Here is a 16918-nt window from a genome sequence, read left to right on the forward strand (position 1 = left end):
CCGCGGCCCGTCCGTCTGTCACACCCGAGCCCTACCCTGGGTCCATGCCGATCCGCCTGAGCCTTGAGCAGGACCCCCAGCTCGGGTTCGCCCTGGGGCTGCGGGAGCCGACGGGTCCGCGCACCTCCCGGTATCGCGCAGATCTGGGGGCGGTGCGTCCACTGTTGCCGCCTCCGGTGCGGCAGGCCCTCGAGGGGGCACCGGATCAGCTGCGGCACCGGATCACCAAACATCTGCCGAACGGGGCGGAACGACGCCTTCCGGTGCTGCCTCTGGAGGGTGACGTGCTGGCCTCGCTCGCGGCGGCACTGGTGACGGTCGCCGCCGACGGGGGTGAGGACGATCCGGAGGGTGTCGTCGTCGGTCTCGTGGAGCAGCGGGCTCCCCTGCCCCTCGGCACCGAGGCGGAGGCGCTGCCGACGCTGCTGCCGATCGTCGCGGCCCGCGCCCGCGCCCAGGAGATCGTGGACGCGCGCCAGGTGGCGCCCCGCCTCGAGGAATCCCCGGCAGGGGTGCGCGCCCAGTGGCGCCCGGTCGCCGATGATGTGCATCCTCTGGTGGCGTTGATCGTCGACGCCCTGGCCCGGGGCGCCTTCGCCGACACCAGTCCGATGCCGGGGGGGAACGACCGGACCGCGACCACCGGTCCGGCGGCCTCGACCGTGGACGCTCTCGGCGCCGAGCTCTGTGCAGCGCTCGGTCCGCAGCGCGCTCTGATCTCTGCGGATCTTCCCCACCGGCGGCGTGTGGAGCGTGCGCTGGAGGACATGATCCGGGCGGCCCGACCGCAGGTGCAGCTGCAGTCCACCGACAACGCCCTGGTGGTGCGGCTGCATGAACCGCCGCTGGGGACCGGCTGGCCCTTGCAGACCTGCCTGCGCGAACCGGACGGGACCGTGCACCCGGTGGCGGATCTGAGGGCGGTCGGTGATGTGAGCCCGGCGGGGGCCGCCGAGGCCGCAGCGGAGGTGCTGCGCTTGGCCCCGACGGTGCGCACCGCCCAGGTGGAGGACACCGGTGTCGACTGGGTGCTCACCACCGCGCAGGCCTCCGCGTTCCTCGCCCACGACACCCCTTCGCTGGAGCTGGCAGGGGTGACGGTGCTGCTGCCCCGCCAGTGGACGAAGCAGCGGGCGCGAGTGCGTGCCGACGCGGTCGACGACCAGCACTCCGGTGAGGAGAAACGCCCCGCCGGGGAGAGCGTCGGCCTGCGGGCCATGGCGAGTTTCCGCTGGTCGGTGGCCGTGGGGGACGTGGATCTGACGGAGGACGAGATCGCCGAGATCCGAGAGGCGCAGTCGGAGCTGGTGCGGCTGCGCGGGGAATGGGTGCGGCTGGACCCGGGGACGCTGCGCGCGGCGGAACGATTCCTCGAGGCGTTCTCCCGGCGGGCCCGGCAGCGGTGGCGGGAGGACGGCCCGGACGGTTCGGGCGCAGCCCCCGGGATGCCCGATGCTCCCGCTGCGCAGACCTCCGCCTGCCCCGCCGAAGCGGTCTGCGCGGCCGGCGCGGCCGGCGCCGACACCCCCCGCCTGGTGCCCGCGCAGGTCGAGGGCGCCGCATCCTGGCAGGAGATGCTCTCCCTGATCGGCAGCGAGGTCGCCGAGGACGTCGAGGTCCAGTGGGGCCCCGAGGAGGGCCGAGATCGGCCCCGCGGGCCGGTCGGCCTCGCCGATCTGCTGCGCGGCGACGCGGACCTCCCCACCGTCGGGTCCCCCGCCACCCTCACCGCGACGCTGCGGCCCTACCAGCAGCGCGGCCTGGACTGGATGTGGTTCCTGCACGAGCGCGGACTCGGCGGGATCCTCGCCGACGACATGGGCCTCGGGAAGACGATGCAGGTGCTCGCACTGCTGTGCACCGAGCGGGAACGCACGACGTCGACGCCCATCGGCCCCACCCTGCTGGTGTGCCCCATGTCCGTGGTGGGCTCCTGGCAGCGGGAGGCCGCCCGCTGGGCGCCCCACCTGGCCGTGCACGTGCACCACGGGGGCGACCGGATCCGCGACGACTCCTTCGTGGAGGGCGCCCGTGAGGTGGACCTCGTGCTCACCACCTACGCTCTGCTGGACCGCGACAGCGAGATCCTCCGTGCCGTGCCGTGGCATCGACTGGTGCTCGATGAGGCCCAGCACGTGAAGAACCCCGACACCCGGGTGCACCAGGCGGCGCGGGCGATCCCGTCTCGGCACCGGCTCGCCCTCACCGGCACGCCGGTGGAGAACCGACTGCGGGACCTGCACTCCCTCATGGAGGTGGTCAACCCCGGTCTGCTCGGGCCGGCCGCACGTTTCCAGGAACGCATCGCCGATCCGATCGAGCAGGAGTCCGACCCCGCCGCGATCTCCCGGCTGCGTGCCTTGACCGGCCCGTTCCTGCTGCGGCGTGTGAAGACCGACCGGGCGATCATCTCCGACCTGCCCGAGAAGCAGGAGGAGACCACCCGCGTGAACCTCACCCCCGAGCAGGCCGGGCTGTATGAGGCGATCGTCGCGGAGATGATGGCTCAGGTGGACGAGGCCGACGAGCGGCAGCGCCGCGGTGTGGTGGTCTCCGCCCTCACGAAGCTGAAGCAGGTGTGCAATCACCCCGCCCACTATCTGGGTGACGGTTCCGCCCTGCTGCGCGACGGTGCGCACCGCTCCGGGAAGCTCGAACGCATCGACGACATCCTGGAGACGGCCTTCGCCGAGGGGGAGAAGGTCCTGCTGTTCACGCAGTTCACCGCCTTCGGGCACATGCTGCTGCCGTATTGGGAGGAGCGTTTCGGTCTGCACGTGCCGTTCCTCCACGGCGGGGTGCCGAAGGCGCAGCGCGACGCGATGGTGGCGCAGTTCCAGTCCACCCCGGATCAGCCGGGCGCGATGCTGTTGAGTCTGCGCGCCGGCGGCACCGGCCTCACCCTCACCGCCGCGAACCACGTGATCCACATCGACCGCTGGTGGAACCCGGCCGTGGAGAATCAGGCCACGGATCGCGCCTTCCGCATCGGCCAGCGGCGGAACGTGCTGGTGCGGAAGCTGGTGAGCGCCGGCACCGTGGAGGAACGCATCGACCAGGTGATCGCCGCCAAACAGGACCTCGCCACCAGTGCGGTCGGCAGCGGCGAGGGCTGGATCGCGGGCCTCGATGCGGAGGCGCTGCGGGAGCTGCTGGTGCTCGATCGGTCGGAGGTGCAGGGATGAGCGGGATCCGGTTGCGGGCGCAGCGGGGCGCGATCGGCCGCACCTGGTGGGCGGTGGCGCTGCGGGAGCGGCTCGAGGCGCACCTGGGTCCCGCACGCGCCACCGCCGGGAGGCGCCTGGCGCGGGCCGGGCGGGTGCAGTGGATCGATGTGGCGCCGCAGCGGGCCCGCGGCGGGGTGCTCGGGGATGACGGCTCCCTCGCCGAGCCCGAGATCGACCTGCGGGCGTTCCTTCCCGGTGACCGTGAGGTGTTCGTGCGGATCGCCCTGTCGCATCCGGAGCTGCCCGCAGCCCTCGCCGGAGGTGACTTCCCGCAGGCCGTGGAGGAGGAACTGCGCGCGAACGACGTGACCCTCCTGCCGCGGGAGACCGTCACGGAGGAGCTGAGTCACAACTGCTCCTGCCCGGACTGGCCCGGCCCCTGCGTGCATGTGGCCGCGCTCGCCTACGTGCTGGTGGAGGCCGTGGAGGAGCATCCGCTGCACCTGCTGACGCTGCGGGGGCTGCAGCTCGGGGATCTGGTCGCACCGGCCCCCACGCGGGGACCGGCACCGGATCACGCGCGGGGTGCCCGGTCGCCCGACGGGGCAGACCCCGCCCCGGTGCCTTCGGCCGGGGAGGCAGACCCCGCCGCGGCACCGTCGGCCGATATGCCGGCCGCGGACCCGGCCCCGCAGACACCACAGGACCGGGTCGCATTCGACCCGGCCCTGGTGGAGACGGCAGCGCTGGTGCCGCTGATCGGCGAGCGCGCCGCTGAGGCGTTGGGGGCGTTCTATCGCACCGCCGGGGATGTCACTTCCCGAAGCCGTCCTTGAGGTCCTTGGCGGCGTCCTTGATGTGCTCGCCAGCCTGGCGGGTGCCGGCCTCGGCCTGGTCGCCCGCGCCCTCCGCCTGCAGATCGCGGTTGTCGGTGGCGTCGCCGAGGCCCTCCTTGGCCTTGCCGGACAGCTCCTGGGCCTTGTTCTGGATCTTGTCGCCGAGGTTCATGGATCCTCCTCATGGTTCGCCCCGCCGTCTCTCGACGAGGTGGGGCGACGGTACCGCACCGTCCCGGGCGGCCCCTGGGCCCGCGTCACCCCAGCCGCCCTCGACTGTCGCCCTCGGCTGTCGTCCTCGACTGTCGCGGGGGCCTCCTAGAGTGAATCCATGCCCACGACGACCTCCCCTGCTCCCCTGCCCTCCGACGACGCCGTCCGCGCCCTCACCGAGCTCTTCGACACCGCTGTCGCCGAGCACCGCACCAGCGGCGTGACCTGGGCCGTCATCGGTGGCCACGCCCACGACGAGCGGATCCTCGCCCACGGCGCCGCCGGCCACCGCGCCCTCACCGACGGCACCCCCGACGAGGGCTCCGCCCCGATGGATCGCGCCACCATCTCCCGCATCGCCTCGATGTCGAAGTCCTTCACCGCCGCGGCGATCCTCCATCTGCGCGATGAGGGCCGACTGCGGCTCGACGAGCCCGCCGCCACCTACGTCCCGGAGGCCGCCGCGATCACCCCCGCCACGCCCGACTCCCCCGTCATCACGGTGCGGGATCTGCTCACCATGAGCGCCGGGTTCGTCACCGACAACCCGTGGGGCGACCGGCAGGAGTCCATGACCCGCGAGGAGTTCGCCCAGCTGCTGCGCGGGGGCCTGGGCTGGGTGCACCGCCCCGGCACCGGCTTCGAGTACTCCAACACCGGGTTCTCCCTGCTCGGCCGGATCATCGACGAGGTCTCCGGCGAGGGGTATGACGAGTACATCCGCCGGGTCTTCCTGGAGCCGCTGGGTCTGAGCGACACCGCCTACTCCCGCGACGGCCTGGACACCTCCCGGCTGGCGATCGGCCACCGTCTGAACGAGCGCACCGACGCCACCCGTTTCGAACAGGTGCCGTTCGACGACCCCGGCGTGTACGGGGCGATGGCGGGGCTGTTCTCCACCGTCGACGACGTCGCCCGCTGGGTGCGGTTCCTCGCCGCCGCGGAGCAGCCCGAGGCCGCGCAGGCCGAGCCCGAGGATGCGACGGCACCGTTGTCGGCGGCATCGCGCCGGGAGATGCAGCAGTTCCACCGGGTGCAGCCGATGCCGCCGCTGCCCGCCGGGGCCGACGGCGTCTCCCCCGGTTTCGACCGCATCCGCGCCTACGGGTACGGGCTGGTGGTGGAGCGGTTCGCCGACCTCGGAGAGATCGTCTCCCATTCCGGCGGCTACCCCGGGTACGGGTCCTTCATGGCGTGGCATCGCGACAGCGGCGTCGGCGTGGTGGTGCTCGCGAACTCGAAGTACGCCCCGGCGGTGCCGCTGGGCATGCAGGCGCTGCGGGCGTTGCGTCGGCACAGCCCGGACCTGCTGGCCCCGCGTCCGCTCGAGGCCGCTCCGCGAGCCCGGGAGGCCGCCGAGGCGATGCTGCAGTGGCTGCGCACCGGGGATGACGCCCTGGCGGATGCGTGGTTCGCCGACAACATGGACCCCGACATCTCCCGGGAGGAGCGGCGCCGGCGGCTGGACCTGGCGCTCAGCACCGCCGGTCTGGACGCCTCCGCGCTCGAGCAACTCACGGTCGACACCGCCCGGGTCATGTCGCGGGCACACCTGCGGTGGGTCCTGGAGCCCGTCGGGGAGGGCCACCGCGCCGCTCAGGTGGACCTGCTGCTCGACCCGCGCGCGCAGGCGCGGGTGCAGGCGCTCGACGTCACCACCGTCAGCGACTGATCGGGGACGCTCTCAGCCCAGCAGGCTTCGCAGGAGCAGGCCGGCGGCGCCGCCGAGGGTGATCGCGGCGGCCGCGCCGGCGCCGAGCGAGACCACCCAGGCCCGAGCCACCTCGCCGTCGGCGCCGGGCTGTGGTGACGCGGTGCGTCGCCCTGCCGCCCGGTACCCCGCGGCGGCGCCCGGCGCCTCCCGTGCCTCAGGCGCCTCCCGTGCCTCCCGTGCCTCCCGTGCTTCCCGTGCGTGCGGCACGTCCACCCCTTCGGGCCACGGTGGGAGCGTGTCGGCGACCAGAAGCGGCCGGCCGTCGGCCCAGTGCACCGGGCCGGCCGGTGGGGTCGGCAGGGCATCCCGGGCCGCGGCCGCGTCGCGGAAGCGATCGTCCGGATCCTCGGCGAGCATGCGCCGCACCGCCGCCGCGAACGGCTCCGGCGCCCCGGCGAGCTCCTGGTCGATCCGCGCCGCGGTGAGCTCCCGGTCCTCCCGCCGCGTGCGTCCGCTGAGCAGGGCGAGGGCCAGCACCCCCGCGGCATACACATCGTGGGAGGGTTCCGGGCCGGCCCCGTCGAAGAGCTCCGGGGCCAGATACCCGGGGGTGCCGTTGAGCATCCCCACATGCGTCAGCCGCACATCCCGGTGGTGCACGGCGATGCCGAAGTCACCGAGCCGGCAGTGCACCGGCACGAGCCCGTGCGCTTCCAGCAGCACGTTCGCGGGTTTCACATCGCGGTGCACCCATCCGGCGGCGTGCACATGGGCCAGACCGTCGAGCACCTGATGCAGGATCACGGTCACAGCTTCGGACCCCAGCGGGCCGTGCCGGGACACCAGCGCCTCGAGGGTTCCTCCGGTGACCAGAGGCAGGGCGATCACGACGTGCTCGTCCTCGGCACCCCAGCCGTCGGGCGTGAGCAGGTGCGGATGATCGAAGGTGACGCCCTTCTCGCGGGCGAAACGCAGCAGATCCTCCGAGTCCCGTTGCCGCAGCACCTTGGCCGCGCAGATCCGCTCACGCTTCCGATCCCAGGCACGCCACACATCGCCCGAACCCCCGCGGGCGATGCGGTCGATCAGCGCGAAGCGCCCGGCGATGACGTCGGCCATGATGCGGCCATCGTAGGAGCGGCACCCGCCCTACCTCCTGGCTGTGCACAATCCGCAGGCCACGCCCCCGCCGCGTAGCATGAGCGCGTGTTCGTCCCGGCCGGTCCCCCCGAGTGGCTCGACCTCACCCGCGCTCCCGATCCCGACCCCACCCTGTTCTGGGTCGGCATCGCGGTGATCTGTCTGCTCACCGTCGCCACGTGGGTGGCGATGGCGGCGTGGCCCGCGCGGCCCGGGGATCATGAGGAGGGGCTGCGCCACAGCGTCGAGCGGGAGGAGCGCGCCGCCCGCACCGTGCGCCGGGCCCAGGAGGCCGAGGCCGGGCGCGGCGACCCCAGCGCGCCCGACATCCGCTGACGCCCGCCCGCCGACCACGCCCCGTCCCGCACCCCACCAGACCCCCGCGCCCCGTCCACCGACCCCGCCCCGGGGGCGTTCAAGCGCTGTTCACCGAGCGGTGCGCCACCGCTCACCCCCTCCACCTGGCATCGTCACCCGTGCCCCCTAGCCTGCCGAGACGTCGCGGGCGCGCTCCCGTGCGCCCCGCCGCGCACCGGCCACGCCCCGATCCCCGACACACCGCCTCCAGGGAAGGGAGCCCGGCATGGACGCCGCACGCCTCGTCGTCGTCGCTGTCGACGGCGCCTCCCCCGGGGAACTGGAGCGCATCCTCGACACGCTACCGGCGCGCCCGACGCCCTGCCGGGGCCTCACGCTCGTCGGAGGCGGCCCCTCCGAATCAGACCCCGCGCTGGTGAGCCTCTCCACCGGCCGCACCGTCGCCGCCACCGGGGTGCCCACCCAGGTGCCCTTCGATCCGAGTCACAGCGGGCCGCGCGCCCACTGGTTCGCCGCGTCCCTGCTTGCACCGACGCTGTTCGATGCCGGCCACGCCCAGGGCCGCGCCACCGCAGCGATCCGCTGGCCCGCGACCGCCGGCGCCCCCATCCACTGGTGTCTGCCGCTGGTCGAGCAGCTGCGCGACTACCCCGACCGCTGGGCCATGACCCTCGCGACCAGTTCCCCGCGGATGGCGCAGGGCCACCTCGCACCGCGTCGCGACGCCGGGGTGCGGCTCGGCGCGGTCCCGAAGGATGCCTTCGCCGCCGAGATCACCGCCGAGGTCGTGCGAACCCACCGGGTGGACCTCCTGGCCCTGCGCCTCGCGGACCTCTCCGAGGCGCGTCGCCGCGACGGGGTCGACTCCCCCGGGGTGCGGCGAGCCGTCGGGGACCTCGCCACGCACTTGGAGCAGGTGCTGACGGCTGTGCGCCCCACCCCGGAGGACGTGGTGGCGGTCCTGCCCGGCCGCCCGCTGGTGCCGGTGACACACCTGGTCCACCCGAACGTCGCCCTGGCCGACGCCGGGCTGCTGCGCACCGACGGCACCGGTCTTGCGTCGTGGTCGACGCTGGTGTGGCCCGACGGCCCACACGGTGCCCTGCACGTGCGCCGCGACCTGCCGGAGGCCCTGCGGGAGGCCGCCGTCGACACCCTGTTCGCTCTCGCGCGTCGGGCACCTGTCCGGGTCAGGCCGGTCGACGACGGGCTCGGCGCGACCGTCGACACCGACGTGATCGCGGTGATCGACGGGGATCTCGGCACCGTCATCGGTGGGTCCGCCACCCAGCGGGAGATCGTCTCCGGGGAGGACCCGTACTACGCCGGACCGCGGGCCGTGGCCGACGCCGAGGCACCCGTCGGGGTGCTTCTGGGTGGTCAGGCGGCTGACCGCATCGTCGGCCCGCAGTCCTGGGCGTCGCTGGGTCGCGCGCTCGCGACGGTCGCGGGACTGCCGATGGGGCCGTCGACCCAGGTCTCAGCGGCCCCAGGGCAGGGCGTCCCGCACCCAGTTCCGCAGCCGGCGCGTCCATGAGCAGCACGCCGCACGGCGCGCATCCTGCAGGGCTTCCAGGTCCGGGGCGTTGAGCCGCAGGTCCAACGCGGGGTCGTAGAGGGCGTCCGGGCGCGGCACCGCCCCGATCTCCTCCGGGCCGATCTCCACGCCCCACCGCAGATGCGCCACCGGGTCGCGGCGCCAGTCACGGGTGAGGCGCAGCACGTCCACAGCCTCCAGGCCCTGGCCGGCGAGGTCCCGCAGGAGCTGCTGCGCACCGACCTCGAGTGCGTCGAGAAGGTCCTCGTCGCCGGCCCGGTCGAACAACGCCGTGAGCTCCACCGGCACCAGGTTGCCGTCGACGTCGGCGATGGCCCCGGCCTGCCAGTGCACTCCCACCGGCCGCCCCCTCTCGGTGAGCCGCAACCGCTGCACCACCACCCGCAGGGTTCCGGGAGGGGCCAGACGCGACCCCGTCTCCTCCACGGCATCGACCAGGCAGGTGGGCAGGGTGCCCTGCCACGGGGCCTCCGCCCCGGTTCCCGATCCGACCATCCGCCCAGGATAGGCGCGGAATCCACTACGCTCCCGGCATGCATGCCGACGGCCCGCACCGCATCCGTTCCTCCGTCCGGGGCTCCGGCCACGGGGGCTGCGGGCCCGGGGACTGCGCGCCCGGGGACTGCGGGCCCGGGGGCTCTGGCCACGGCGGTTCCGGGCCCGGGGCGGTGCGGATCCTGCCCGGTGCCGAGCACCACATCAGCGCCCTCGTCGCCCAGCGGGAGGACGCCATCCGGCACAGCCCAGGTCTGTGGATCGAGGAGGTCCCACCCCGCCCGGAGACCGTGGCGTGGGCGCGGGAGCTCGTCGAGCATGGTCGGGTTCTGGTCGCCGAGGACACCGGCACCGATCCGGGAACCTTTCTCGGTGCAGCGTGGGTCGGACCGTTGCTGCCCCGTTCCGGGTACCGGCACACACTGGAGGACTCGGTGTATGTGGAGGCGGCGGCGCGGGGGCGCGGCGTGGGGCGTCTGCTGCTGGAGGCCCTGGTGCAGCACGCTCGCCACCTCGGTGGCCATTCCATGGTGGCGCTGATCGAGGCGGGCAACGGGCCGTCGCTGCGGGTGCATGAACGGTGCGGATTCACCCGCGCCGGGTTCCTGCCAGAGGCGGGGCGGAAGTTCGGACGCTGGCATGACCTGGTGATCATGCACCGGGGGTTGTGAACGCAGAGCGGTGCAGGAGCGAGGGGCGCGGCCGCGAGGGGCACCACGCACGTCGGCCCGACCACTCGCGCGTTGGCCCGGCGACCCGCACGTCGGCCCGGGAATGTTGCAACCCACGCTGTAGTTGAATATTCTACGACTATCTCGCGGTGGCGTGGCACCCCGGGCCGATCTCTCCGGGCCCGGTGCCCGACCCCCGCCAGCGCCACCCCTCGACCACTCCCAGGAGGTCACCATGAGCGAGACCACCACCCGCCCCCTCACCTTCGGACTCGACACCTTCGGTGACACCACCGTCGGCCTCGACGGCACCCCGCTCACCCACGCCCAGGTGCTGCGCAACGTCATCGCCGAAGGCGTGCGCGCCGACCAGGTCGGCGTCGACCACTTCAGCGTCGGCGAACACCACCGCCCCGACTTCACCATCAGCGCGCCCGACACGGTGCTCGCGGGCCTGGCCACCGTCACGGAGAACATCACCCTCGGCACCGCCGTGGTGGTGCTCAGCTCCGACGATCCGGTGCGCGTGTTCGAACACTTCTCCACCATCGACGCCCTCAGCAACGGCCGCGCCGAGATCACCCTGGGCCGCGGCTCCTTCACCGAGTCGTTCCCCCTGTTCGGCTTCCAGCTGCAGGACTACGAGAAGCTGTTCGAGGAGAAGCTCGATCTGTTCGTGAAGCTGCTCCCGCAGAAGCCCGTGACCTGGTCCGGCACCACCCGGCCACCGCTGACCGACCAGCGCGTCTACCCCGAGATGGAGCGCACCCTGCCCACCTGGGTGGCCGTCGGCGGCAGCCCGAACTCCGTGGTCCGCACCGCCTCCCACGGCCTCGGCCTGCGCCTGGCGATCATCGGCGGCCCGGCCGAACGCTTCGCCCCGTACGTGAACCTGTTCCATCAGGCCTCCGAGCAGCTCGGCAAGGGAGCTCTGCCCGTGGCCGTGCACTCACCCGGCCACATCGCCGACACCGATGCCGAGGCGATCGACCAGCTGCGCGACGCCTGGATCATGAACCGCAACAAGATCGGTTCCGAGCGCGGTTGGGGCCCCAGCGGTGAGGCCGAATACCAGGCGGAGATCCAGGGCGGCAGCCTGTACGTCGGCAGCCCCGAGACCGTCGCCCAGAAGATCGCCCGCACGATCGACCTGCTGGGGCTCGACCGCTTCGACCTCAAGTACTCCACCGGCACCGTGCCGCACGAGCACCTCATGCACTCGATCGAGTTGTACGGCACGGAGGTCATCCCCCGGGTGCGGGAGATCCTCGGCCGCTGACGCCGGCGGGGCTGGCGCCGGGCGCATCCCCCATGCCGTGCCCACCCGGCGCCGCCCCGTGCGCACCAGGCCCCGCCCCGTGCGCGATATGCGCGCCCGCTCCCGCCCCCGCCCTCGCCCCGTGCGCGATGTGCGCGCCTGGTTTCCAGTACGTGGAAACCAGGCGCGCACATCGCGACATCGGCTCGGGAATCGGCGCACCCGCACTGCCCCGTCCCGCGGCGTCAGTGTCCCTCGGCGCCCCCGGGCAGCGGGAAGGTCAGCGGGGCCTCGCACAGCCCCAGGTGGCCGCGCACGGCCTCGATCTGCGCCCGACGCGCGTACTGCACGGACGCTCCGCCGGGAAGGAACGGATGGTTGTGCACCCCGCCGGGCACCTCCACGTACTCGACGTCCACACCCGCGGCCACCAGGGCATCGCGCAGGCGACGGGAGTCACCGAGCAGGAGGTCGCGGTCCCCGGCCAGCAGGTGCACCGGCGGCAGGCCGCGCAGGTCGGCGAACAGCGGGCTGACGCGGGGATCGGACTCATCGAGCGACCCCGCGTACACCCGGGCGGCGCGCTGCAGGTTCTGGGCGAGCATGGCGGGCTCGCGCTCCTGCTGCACGGGTCGCAGCGGATCCGTGCCGGTGAGGTCGACCCACGGGCTGGTCAGCACCAGGGCGCGCGGCAGCTCCAGGCCGCCGTCGCGCAGCGCCACGGCGGTGGCGAGAGCCAGGCCGGCGCCGGCGCTGTCGCCGGACAGCACCCAGCGCCCCTCGCGCACGGTCGTCTCCCGCACCATCGCCTGGAGGGCGTCGAGGGTGTCGTCGAGGGCGTACGGGTAGGGGTGCGCGGGCGGCATCCGGTAGTGGACCATCGCGGCGGCGGCACCGGTGCGGCGCTGCACCTCGGCGAGCCAGTCCCAGGTGGTGGCGTTCTCCCCGTGCACGTAGCTGCCTCCGTGCAGGTGGATCAGGGCACCGGCGCCCGCGAGGTCGCGGCGGATCCACGTGACGGGGGTGCCGCCGAGGCGTTCGCGGGTGACCTGGGCGGCCGGCACGAGACGACGCGAGGGTGTGCTGGGTCGGTGGGTGCGGCGCGCCCACTGCGCCATGAGCTCCTGCGGCAGGAACGCCCGCACACGCGAGGAGAGGCGGCCCCGTCGAGCGGGGGCGATCTCGCGGTCGGTCACGGGCGGGATGGTGTCGTCGGTGACGTAGTGCGGGTGGGCGCTGGGGCTCATGGCGTCATGATCGCACGGTGGGGTGACACTGCGGGGAGAGCCGACAGGGTGACCCGGCACCGGCAGCCCACGGGTGCCACCGCAGCGGTCGACGCATCCCTCAGCGCGCCTGGGCCAGCTCATCGTCGACGACCACAGGGGCCGCGGCGCGCAGCCCCACCAGCCCCAACAGCAGCCCCGACCCGGCCAGCAGCCCGAGCACGAGAGTCGTCGAGCCGGTGGCGGCGAGCACCGCCCCCGCTCCCAGCGGCATCAGCGCCGCGACGATGTACCCGAGCGGCTGCACCATTCCCGACAGTCGCGCGGTGATCTCCGCCGACCGGCTGCGCGCCGGGATCAGCGCCAGCACCGTCGGGAAGGTGAAGCCGCCCAGCCCCAGCATCACCGCCCACAGCAGCGCCCCCGCGTGCGGGGCGAGCAGCAGCCCCACATATCCCCCGGCGGTGAGAAGCCCGAACAGGCCGCAGAGCGCCCGCAGGTGCCGCGAGCGGTCGATCACCACCGGCATCACCAGACCGCCGACGATGCCCAGCCCCGCGACCACTGCGAGCAGCGCCCCGGAGGCGGCCGGCCCGATCCCGGCGTCCGCGTACAGCCGCGGCAGCCACCCGAACTGGGTGTACGCGTTGCCGGACTGCAGAGCGAACAGGGCGGTCAGTGCCACCGCGGTCGGAGCCCGCAGCAGGGTCCGACGTCCGTCGGTGCGGCCCACGGCGCGGGGTTCGGCCGGCGGGAAGTCGTGGCCGGCACGGCGCAGCACCACGACGGCGAGCAGCATCGGCACCACCGCGGGCAGCACCCACCACAGCAGCGACAGACGCCACCCCTCAGGGGTGTCGGGGGCGAGCGGCACCGCCAGCAGCGACGCCAGGAACGCGCCGGCGGAGAGCACCGAACTGTAGAGGGTCATCAGGGCCACGCGATGGCGGCCACCGTGGACCTTGATCCACGCGGGCAGTACCACGTTGCCGAGCGCAGGTCCGGCGAGCGCCAGCGCGCTGAGCGGCAGAAACAGCCCCATATCGCCGACGCGGGTGCGCACGCTCCCGGCGACGACCAGAAGCAGCATGGCGAGCACCAGGGCGCCGGTGAGGCCGGTGCGACGGGCCAGCGGCACCGCCGTCAGGCCGGCGAGGCCGAACACCAGGCAGGGCAGGGCGGTGAGGGCACCGGCAGAGAGGTCACTGGCACCGAGGGAGGTGGTCAGGGGCTCGAGGAGGGGTCCGACGGCTGCGGCGGCCGGGCGCAGCATGATCGCGAGGGACGCGACCACCAGGACGATGAGCAGCGGCGGGAGGGCACGGCCGCCGCGGGGCGTCGCGCGGGAACGGGATGCGGTGTCTACACCGGGGGTCGTACGGGCGGAGCGCGGGTGATCGGTCGGGGGCACCGAGGGGGTCACGGAGGGCACCGCACAGTTCTACCGGTTCGGCGCGCGCCTCGTCGCCGGTGGCCAGGGGATGCCGCCCCGTCACGCCGTCCCGCCGCGCACCGGGTGAGTGCCGCCACCCCGAAGGCTCAGCCCCATGAACACGATCGACGTGCGCCGCGAGCGCCTCATCGCCGCCCGCCCCGAGGTGGTGTGGTCCGTCCTCACGGATCTGGAGAACGCCACCACGTTCCTGTCGGGTGTGGAGTCGGTCGAGGTCCTCACCCCCGGCCCGTACGCCGTCGGCACCCGCTGGCGGGAGACCCGCTCCATGCTGGGCATGCGCGGTACCGAGGAGATGCAGGTGGTGGAGGTCGACGCCCCGCACCGCACCACGGTCACGGCCGCCCACAAGGGCACGCAGTACCGCTCCGAGTTCCTGCTGGAGCCGGTGCCCGGGGATCAGACCAAGCTGACGACGGTGTTCGGCGCCTCGAGCCCGGCCCGCACCGGGGCCCTCGCGATGGTCGGACGGGCGCTCGGTGCCCTGGGGATGCGTGTGACGACGAAGGCGATGGACACCGATCTCGCCGATATCGCCGCGGAGGCGGAGCGCCGAGCCCGCTGATATCAGCAGGCCCGTTCGGGGCCTCCCCTCAGCCCTCGCGGCTGGCCACCAGTCCGGTGCGCCAGATCGTTGCGTACAGCCACGGCATCCACCGTCGGGCGATGATCCACAGCACCAGCGGCGCCGCGACGCCGACCACGGTGCCGGCGATCAGGTGCACCCAGGGGTGCGTCACCCCCGCCATGCCGAGCGCCACCCGGGAGCCGGCGGTCGCGATGATGTGCGGCAGGTAGATCTGCAGGGACGTGCGCCCGCAGTACGCCAGGGCGCGCCGCACCGCGGGAATCGTCCGCGACACCGCCCCGACCAGCATCACCAGAGCAAGCCCGCTGACCACGGTGCCGGCGACCCCCGCCGCCAGACCTGCGACCGTGCGCGCGATCGACGGCTCCGACGGGATGAGCGTGCTGGGCGGCACGGCCAGGGCGACCCAGCCGACCAGGAGCGCGAGACCGCCGGCTGCGAGCACTGGCAGCGGCGTCCGACCGGCGAAGGCCTCCACCCGCGCGGCACCGATCACCGCACCGAGCATCACGAACACCAGCAGCGGCAGCACCTGGATCGCGATGATGCCGCCCACCGCACCCCAGGTCAGCAGCGACAGCGCAGCCGCGACGGCGAGCGCCCCGGCCGCGCGGGCGCGGGACCTCCACGGGGCCACGGCCGCCGTCAACAGGCTCGCCACCAGGATGAACGGCAGGAACCACAGGTGCCCCACCGGGTGGGTGAGGTCGGCGACCTGCCCCCAGGTGGTCGGCACGTTCTTCACGGGGCTGGTGAGGACCTCGACGGTGCCCTGCAGCAGGGTCCACAGTAGGAACAGGTAGCCGAGGGTCTCCACCCGGTTGCGGCTGAAGGCGCCGAGGCCGCGGGAGTCGACACTGCGCGGGATGAACGTGCCGGCGATCAGCGCGAACATCGGCATGTGCACCAGGTACAGGGCGCGGTCGAGCACGCCCCAGGCGGTCCCGTCGGCCGACACCAGACCGGCCGCGAACAGGCCGCGCAGCACATGGCTCAGCACCACCAGGAGCATGGCGCTGCCACGGACGGCGTCGACCAGGTCCAGTCGACCGGTGCCTGAGCCACTGCGCCCGGTGGTCGGGGCCGAGCGCGGTGTCACGGGGGGGCGGAGTCGGGGTGCTGGTCACGGGCGTTCCTCCCGGGCGGGCCTGAGATGCCGCGTGCCGGGAGGCCTGCGGCGGCTTGATCCTAGGCGACCCCCTGTCGGCGCCTGCTCTTCCGCCTACCCTTCCGGGGTGAGCCAGACCCGTGACGAGACCGCCCGGGGAACCGCGTACGGGTTCCTCGCCTACGTGCTGTGGGGCGTGTTCCCCCTGTATTTCCGCCAGCTGCTGCCCGCCGGTCCGTGGGAGATCGTGGCCCACCGGATCCTGTGGGCGTTCGTGGTGTGCGCGCTCGTCATCGTTCTGCGCCGCGACCTGGGGTTCGTCCGGCCTCTGCTGGCCGATCCCCGCCGGGCATTGCTGGTGGTGCTCGCGGGGCTGGCCGTCGGGGCGAACTGGTTGATCTACGTGGTCGCCGTGAACAGCGGCCACACCTCGGAGGCGGCGCTCGGGTACTTCCTGAACCCGCTGGTGACGATCGCGCTCGGGGTGCTGGTGCTGCGGGAGACCCTGCGCCCGCTGCAGTGGGCGGCCGTCGCGATGGGCACGGCGGCCTGCCTGTTCCTCACGATCGCCCGGGGCACCGTGCCGTGGATCGCCCTGGGTCTCGCGGTGAGTTTCTCCGGGTACAGCCTGCTGAAGAACCGTCTGGGGCCCCGTCTCACCGCCTTCCGCTCGCTCGCGGCGGAGACGACGGTGCTGCTGCCCGTCGCCGCGATGATCCTGGTGGTGGTCGAGCTGCAGGGCCGCACCACGTTCGGCAGCGGCGCCGGGAACTCGGTGTGGATGGCGTCGAGCGGCATCGTCACGGCGATCCCACTGCTGTTGTTCGCTGCGGCAGCCGCCCGGGTGCCGCTGGTGACGATCGGGCTGCTGCAGTTCCTCACCCCGGTGATGCAGCTGCTGGTGGCGGTGTTCCTGCTCGGGGAGCAGGTGCCGACGGTGCGGTGGTTCGGCTTCGCCCTGGTGTGGGTGGCGCTCGCGCTGCTCACCACGGATTCGGTGCGGGCGCACCGGGTGCGGCGCCGGGCCGCGCGGCTGGGGTCGGCTTCCGACGGCTCCGACGTCGCATTCTGACGCGTTCACTTCCACTCCGTGGAACGGAACACGTCAGAACGCACAGGAGCACCGGGACGGGAATAAGCCGGGCCGGCCGCTCGGTGACGCGCGTCACCCCGCTCGCTCGCCAGTCACCACCCCGCTCCACTCCGCCGCCGTCCATGCGTCGTTGCTACGG

15 protein-coding genes are annotated in these 16918 nt (G+C 73.5%); 9 read left to right on the forward strand and 6 right to left on the reverse strand.

Going from position 1 to position 16918, the window contains the following annotated elements:
• Positions 1-44: 44 nt before the first annotated feature.
• Both JSY14_RS05915 and JSY14_RS05920 read left to right on the forward strand, forming a co-directional pair.
• A complete protein-coding gene (locus tag JSY14_RS05915; RefSeq protein WP_259557864.1) occupies positions 45-3185 on the forward strand; it encodes a DEAD/DEAH box helicase in 3141 nt (1046 codons plus the stop codon).
• Positions 3182-4003 carry an SWIM zinc finger family protein gene (locus JSY14_RS05920; protein ID WP_259557866.1) on the forward strand — a complete coding sequence of 274 codons (822 nt, stop codon included), beginning with the start codon at positions 3182-3184 and terminating at the stop codon, positions 4001-4003. The genes JSY14_RS05915 and JSY14_RS05920 overlap by 4 nt, the downstream gene beginning before the upstream one ends.
• Here the strand turns inward: JSY14_RS05920 and JSY14_RS05925 are convergent.
• Positions 3981-4175: a CsbD family protein gene (locus JSY14_RS05925; protein ID WP_259557868.1), complete on the reverse strand. Its 195-nt coding sequence runs from the start codon at positions 4173-4175 to the stop codon at positions 3981-3983. The genes JSY14_RS05920 and JSY14_RS05925 overlap by 23 nt on opposite strands.
• Before the next feature lie 159 nt (positions 4176-4334).
• On the opposite strand from JSY14_RS05925, the gene JSY14_RS05930 reads away from it, so the two are divergent.
• Positions 4335-5888, forward strand: coding sequence for a serine hydrolase domain-containing protein (locus JSY14_RS05930; protein ID WP_259557869.1), 1554 nt, complete (start codon positions 4335-4337; stop codon positions 5886-5888).
• Between the two features lie 12 nt (positions 5889-5900).
• Here JSY14_RS05930 and JSY14_RS05935 read toward each other — a convergent pair whose 3' ends face one another.
• On the reverse strand, positions 5901-6989 hold the full coding sequence (locus JSY14_RS05935) for a serine/threonine-protein kinase (protein ID WP_259557870.1): 1089 nt from the start codon (positions 6987-6989) through the stop codon (positions 5901-5903).
• Positions 6990-7076: 87 nt separating this feature from the next.
• Between JSY14_RS05935 and JSY14_RS05940 the strand changes: the two genes are divergently transcribed.
• Both JSY14_RS05940 and JSY14_RS05945 read left to right on the forward strand, forming a co-directional pair.
• Entirely contained in the window at positions 7077-7346 is a 270-nt protein-coding gene (locus JSY14_RS05940; RefSeq protein ID WP_259557871.1) for a hypothetical protein, read from the forward strand.
• A gap of 247 nt (positions 7347-7593) precedes the next feature.
• Positions 7594-8865 carry an alkaline phosphatase family protein gene (locus JSY14_RS05945; RefSeq protein ID WP_259557872.1) on the forward strand — a complete coding sequence of 424 codons (1272 nt, stop codon included), beginning with the start codon at positions 7594-7596 and terminating at the stop codon, positions 8863-8865.
• On the opposite strand, the gene JSY14_RS05950 is transcribed toward JSY14_RS05945, so the two are convergent.
• Complete coding sequence (locus tag JSY14_RS05950; RefSeq protein WP_259557873.1) at positions 8809-9381, reverse strand: hypothetical protein; 573 nt, start codon at positions 9379-9381, stop codon at positions 8809-8811. The two genes, JSY14_RS05945 and JSY14_RS05950, sit on opposite strands and share 57 nt — an antisense overlap.
• Positions 9382-9419: 38 nt before the next feature.
• Between JSY14_RS05950 and JSY14_RS05955 the strand changes: the two genes are divergently transcribed.
• On the forward strand, positions 9420-10052 hold the full coding sequence (locus JSY14_RS05955; RefSeq protein ID WP_259557874.1) for a GNAT family N-acetyltransferase: 633 nt from the start codon (positions 9420-9422) through the stop codon (positions 10050-10052).
• A gap of 235 nt (positions 10053-10287) precedes the next feature.
• Complete coding sequence (locus JSY14_RS05960; RefSeq protein WP_259557875.1) at positions 10288-11331, forward strand: LLM class flavin-dependent oxidoreductase; 1044 nt, start codon at positions 10288-10290, stop codon at positions 11329-11331.
• A 224-nt stretch (positions 11332-11555) separates the two neighbouring features.
• Here the strand turns inward: JSY14_RS05960 and JSY14_RS05965 are convergent, their stop codons facing one another.
• Positions 11556-12557: an alpha/beta hydrolase gene (locus tag JSY14_RS05965; RefSeq protein ID WP_259557876.1), complete on the reverse strand. Its 1002-nt coding sequence runs from the start codon at positions 12555-12557 to the stop codon at positions 11556-11558.
• A gap of 100 nt (positions 12558-12657) precedes the next feature.
• Positions 12658-13968, reverse strand: coding sequence for an MFS transporter (locus JSY14_RS05970; protein ID WP_259557877.1), 1311 nt, complete (start codon positions 13966-13968; stop codon positions 12658-12660).
• Positions 13969-14083: 115 nt separating this feature from the next.
• Between JSY14_RS05970 and JSY14_RS05975 the strand changes: the two genes are divergently transcribed.
• Positions 14084-14554, forward strand: a complete 471-nt coding sequence (locus JSY14_RS05975; RefSeq protein ID WP_259557878.1) for an SRPBCC family protein — start codon at positions 14084-14086, stop codon at positions 14552-14554.
• Between the two features lie 28 nt (positions 14555-14582).
• Here the strand turns inward: JSY14_RS05975 and JSY14_RS05980 are convergent, their stop codons facing one another.
• Positions 14583-15677 carry an acyltransferase family protein gene (locus JSY14_RS05980; RefSeq protein WP_259557879.1) on the reverse strand — a complete coding sequence of 365 codons (1095 nt, stop codon included), beginning with the start codon at positions 15675-15677 and terminating at the stop codon, positions 14583-14585.
• A gap of 136 nt (positions 15678-15813) precedes the next feature.
• Here JSY14_RS05980 and rarD point away from each other — a divergent pair, with 136 nt between their 5' ends.
• On the forward strand, positions 15814-16758 hold the full coding sequence (gene rarD, locus JSY14_RS05985; RefSeq protein ID WP_259557880.1) for an EamA family transporter RarD: 945 nt from the start codon (positions 15814-15816) through the stop codon (positions 16756-16758).
• Positions 16759-16918 lie beyond the last annotated feature (160 nt).

Source organism: Brachybacterium sillae (assembly GCF_025028335.1).
Classification (GTDB): Bacteria; Actinomycetota; Actinomycetes; order Actinomycetales; family Dermabacteraceae; genus Brachybacterium; species Brachybacterium sillae.

Excerpts from the sequence above, each read along its gene's own strand:
- JSY14_RS05950 (WP_259557873.1), bottom strand. The coding sequence starts at position 9,381 with ATGGTCGGATCGGGAACCGGGGCGGAGGCCCCGTGGCAGGGCACCCTG.
- JSY14_RS05945 (WP_259557872.1), top strand. The coding sequence starts at position 7,594 with ATGGACGCCGCACGCCTCGTCGTCGTCGCTGTCGACGGCGCCTCCCCC.
- JSY14_RS05915 (WP_259557864.1), top strand. The coding sequence starts at position 45 with ATGCCGATCCGCCTGAGCCTTGAGCAGGACCCCCAGCTCGGGTTCGCC.
- JSY14_RS05975 (WP_259557878.1), top strand. The coding sequence starts at position 14,084 with ATGAACACGATCGACGTGCGCCGCGAGCGCCTCATCGCCGCCCGCCCC.
- JSY14_RS05955 (WP_259557874.1), top strand. The coding sequence starts at position 9,420 with ATGCATGCCGACGGCCCGCACCGCATCCGTTCCTCCGTCCGGGGCTCC.
- JSY14_RS05930 (WP_259557869.1), top strand. The coding sequence starts at position 4,335 with ATGCCCACGACGACCTCCCCTGCTCCCCTGCCCTCCGACGACGCCGTC.
- JSY14_RS05925 (WP_259557868.1), bottom strand. The coding sequence starts at position 4,175 with ATGAACCTCGGCGACAAGATCCAGAACAAGGCCCAGGAGCTGTCCGGC.
- JSY14_RS05960 (WP_259557875.1), top strand. The coding sequence starts at position 10,288 with ATGAGCGAGACCACCACCCGCCCCCTCACCTTCGGACTCGACACCTTC.
- JSY14_RS05935 (WP_259557870.1), bottom strand. The coding sequence starts at position 6,989 with ATGGCCGACGTCATCGCCGGGCGCTTCGCGCTGATCGACCGCATCGCC.
- JSY14_RS05920 (WP_259557866.1), top strand. The coding sequence starts at position 3,182 with ATGAGCGGGATCCGGTTGCGGGCGCAGCGGGGCGCGATCGGCCGCACC.
- JSY14_RS05965 (WP_259557876.1), bottom strand. The coding sequence starts at position 12,557 with ATGAGCCCCAGCGCCCACCCGCACTACGTCACCGACGACACCATCCCG.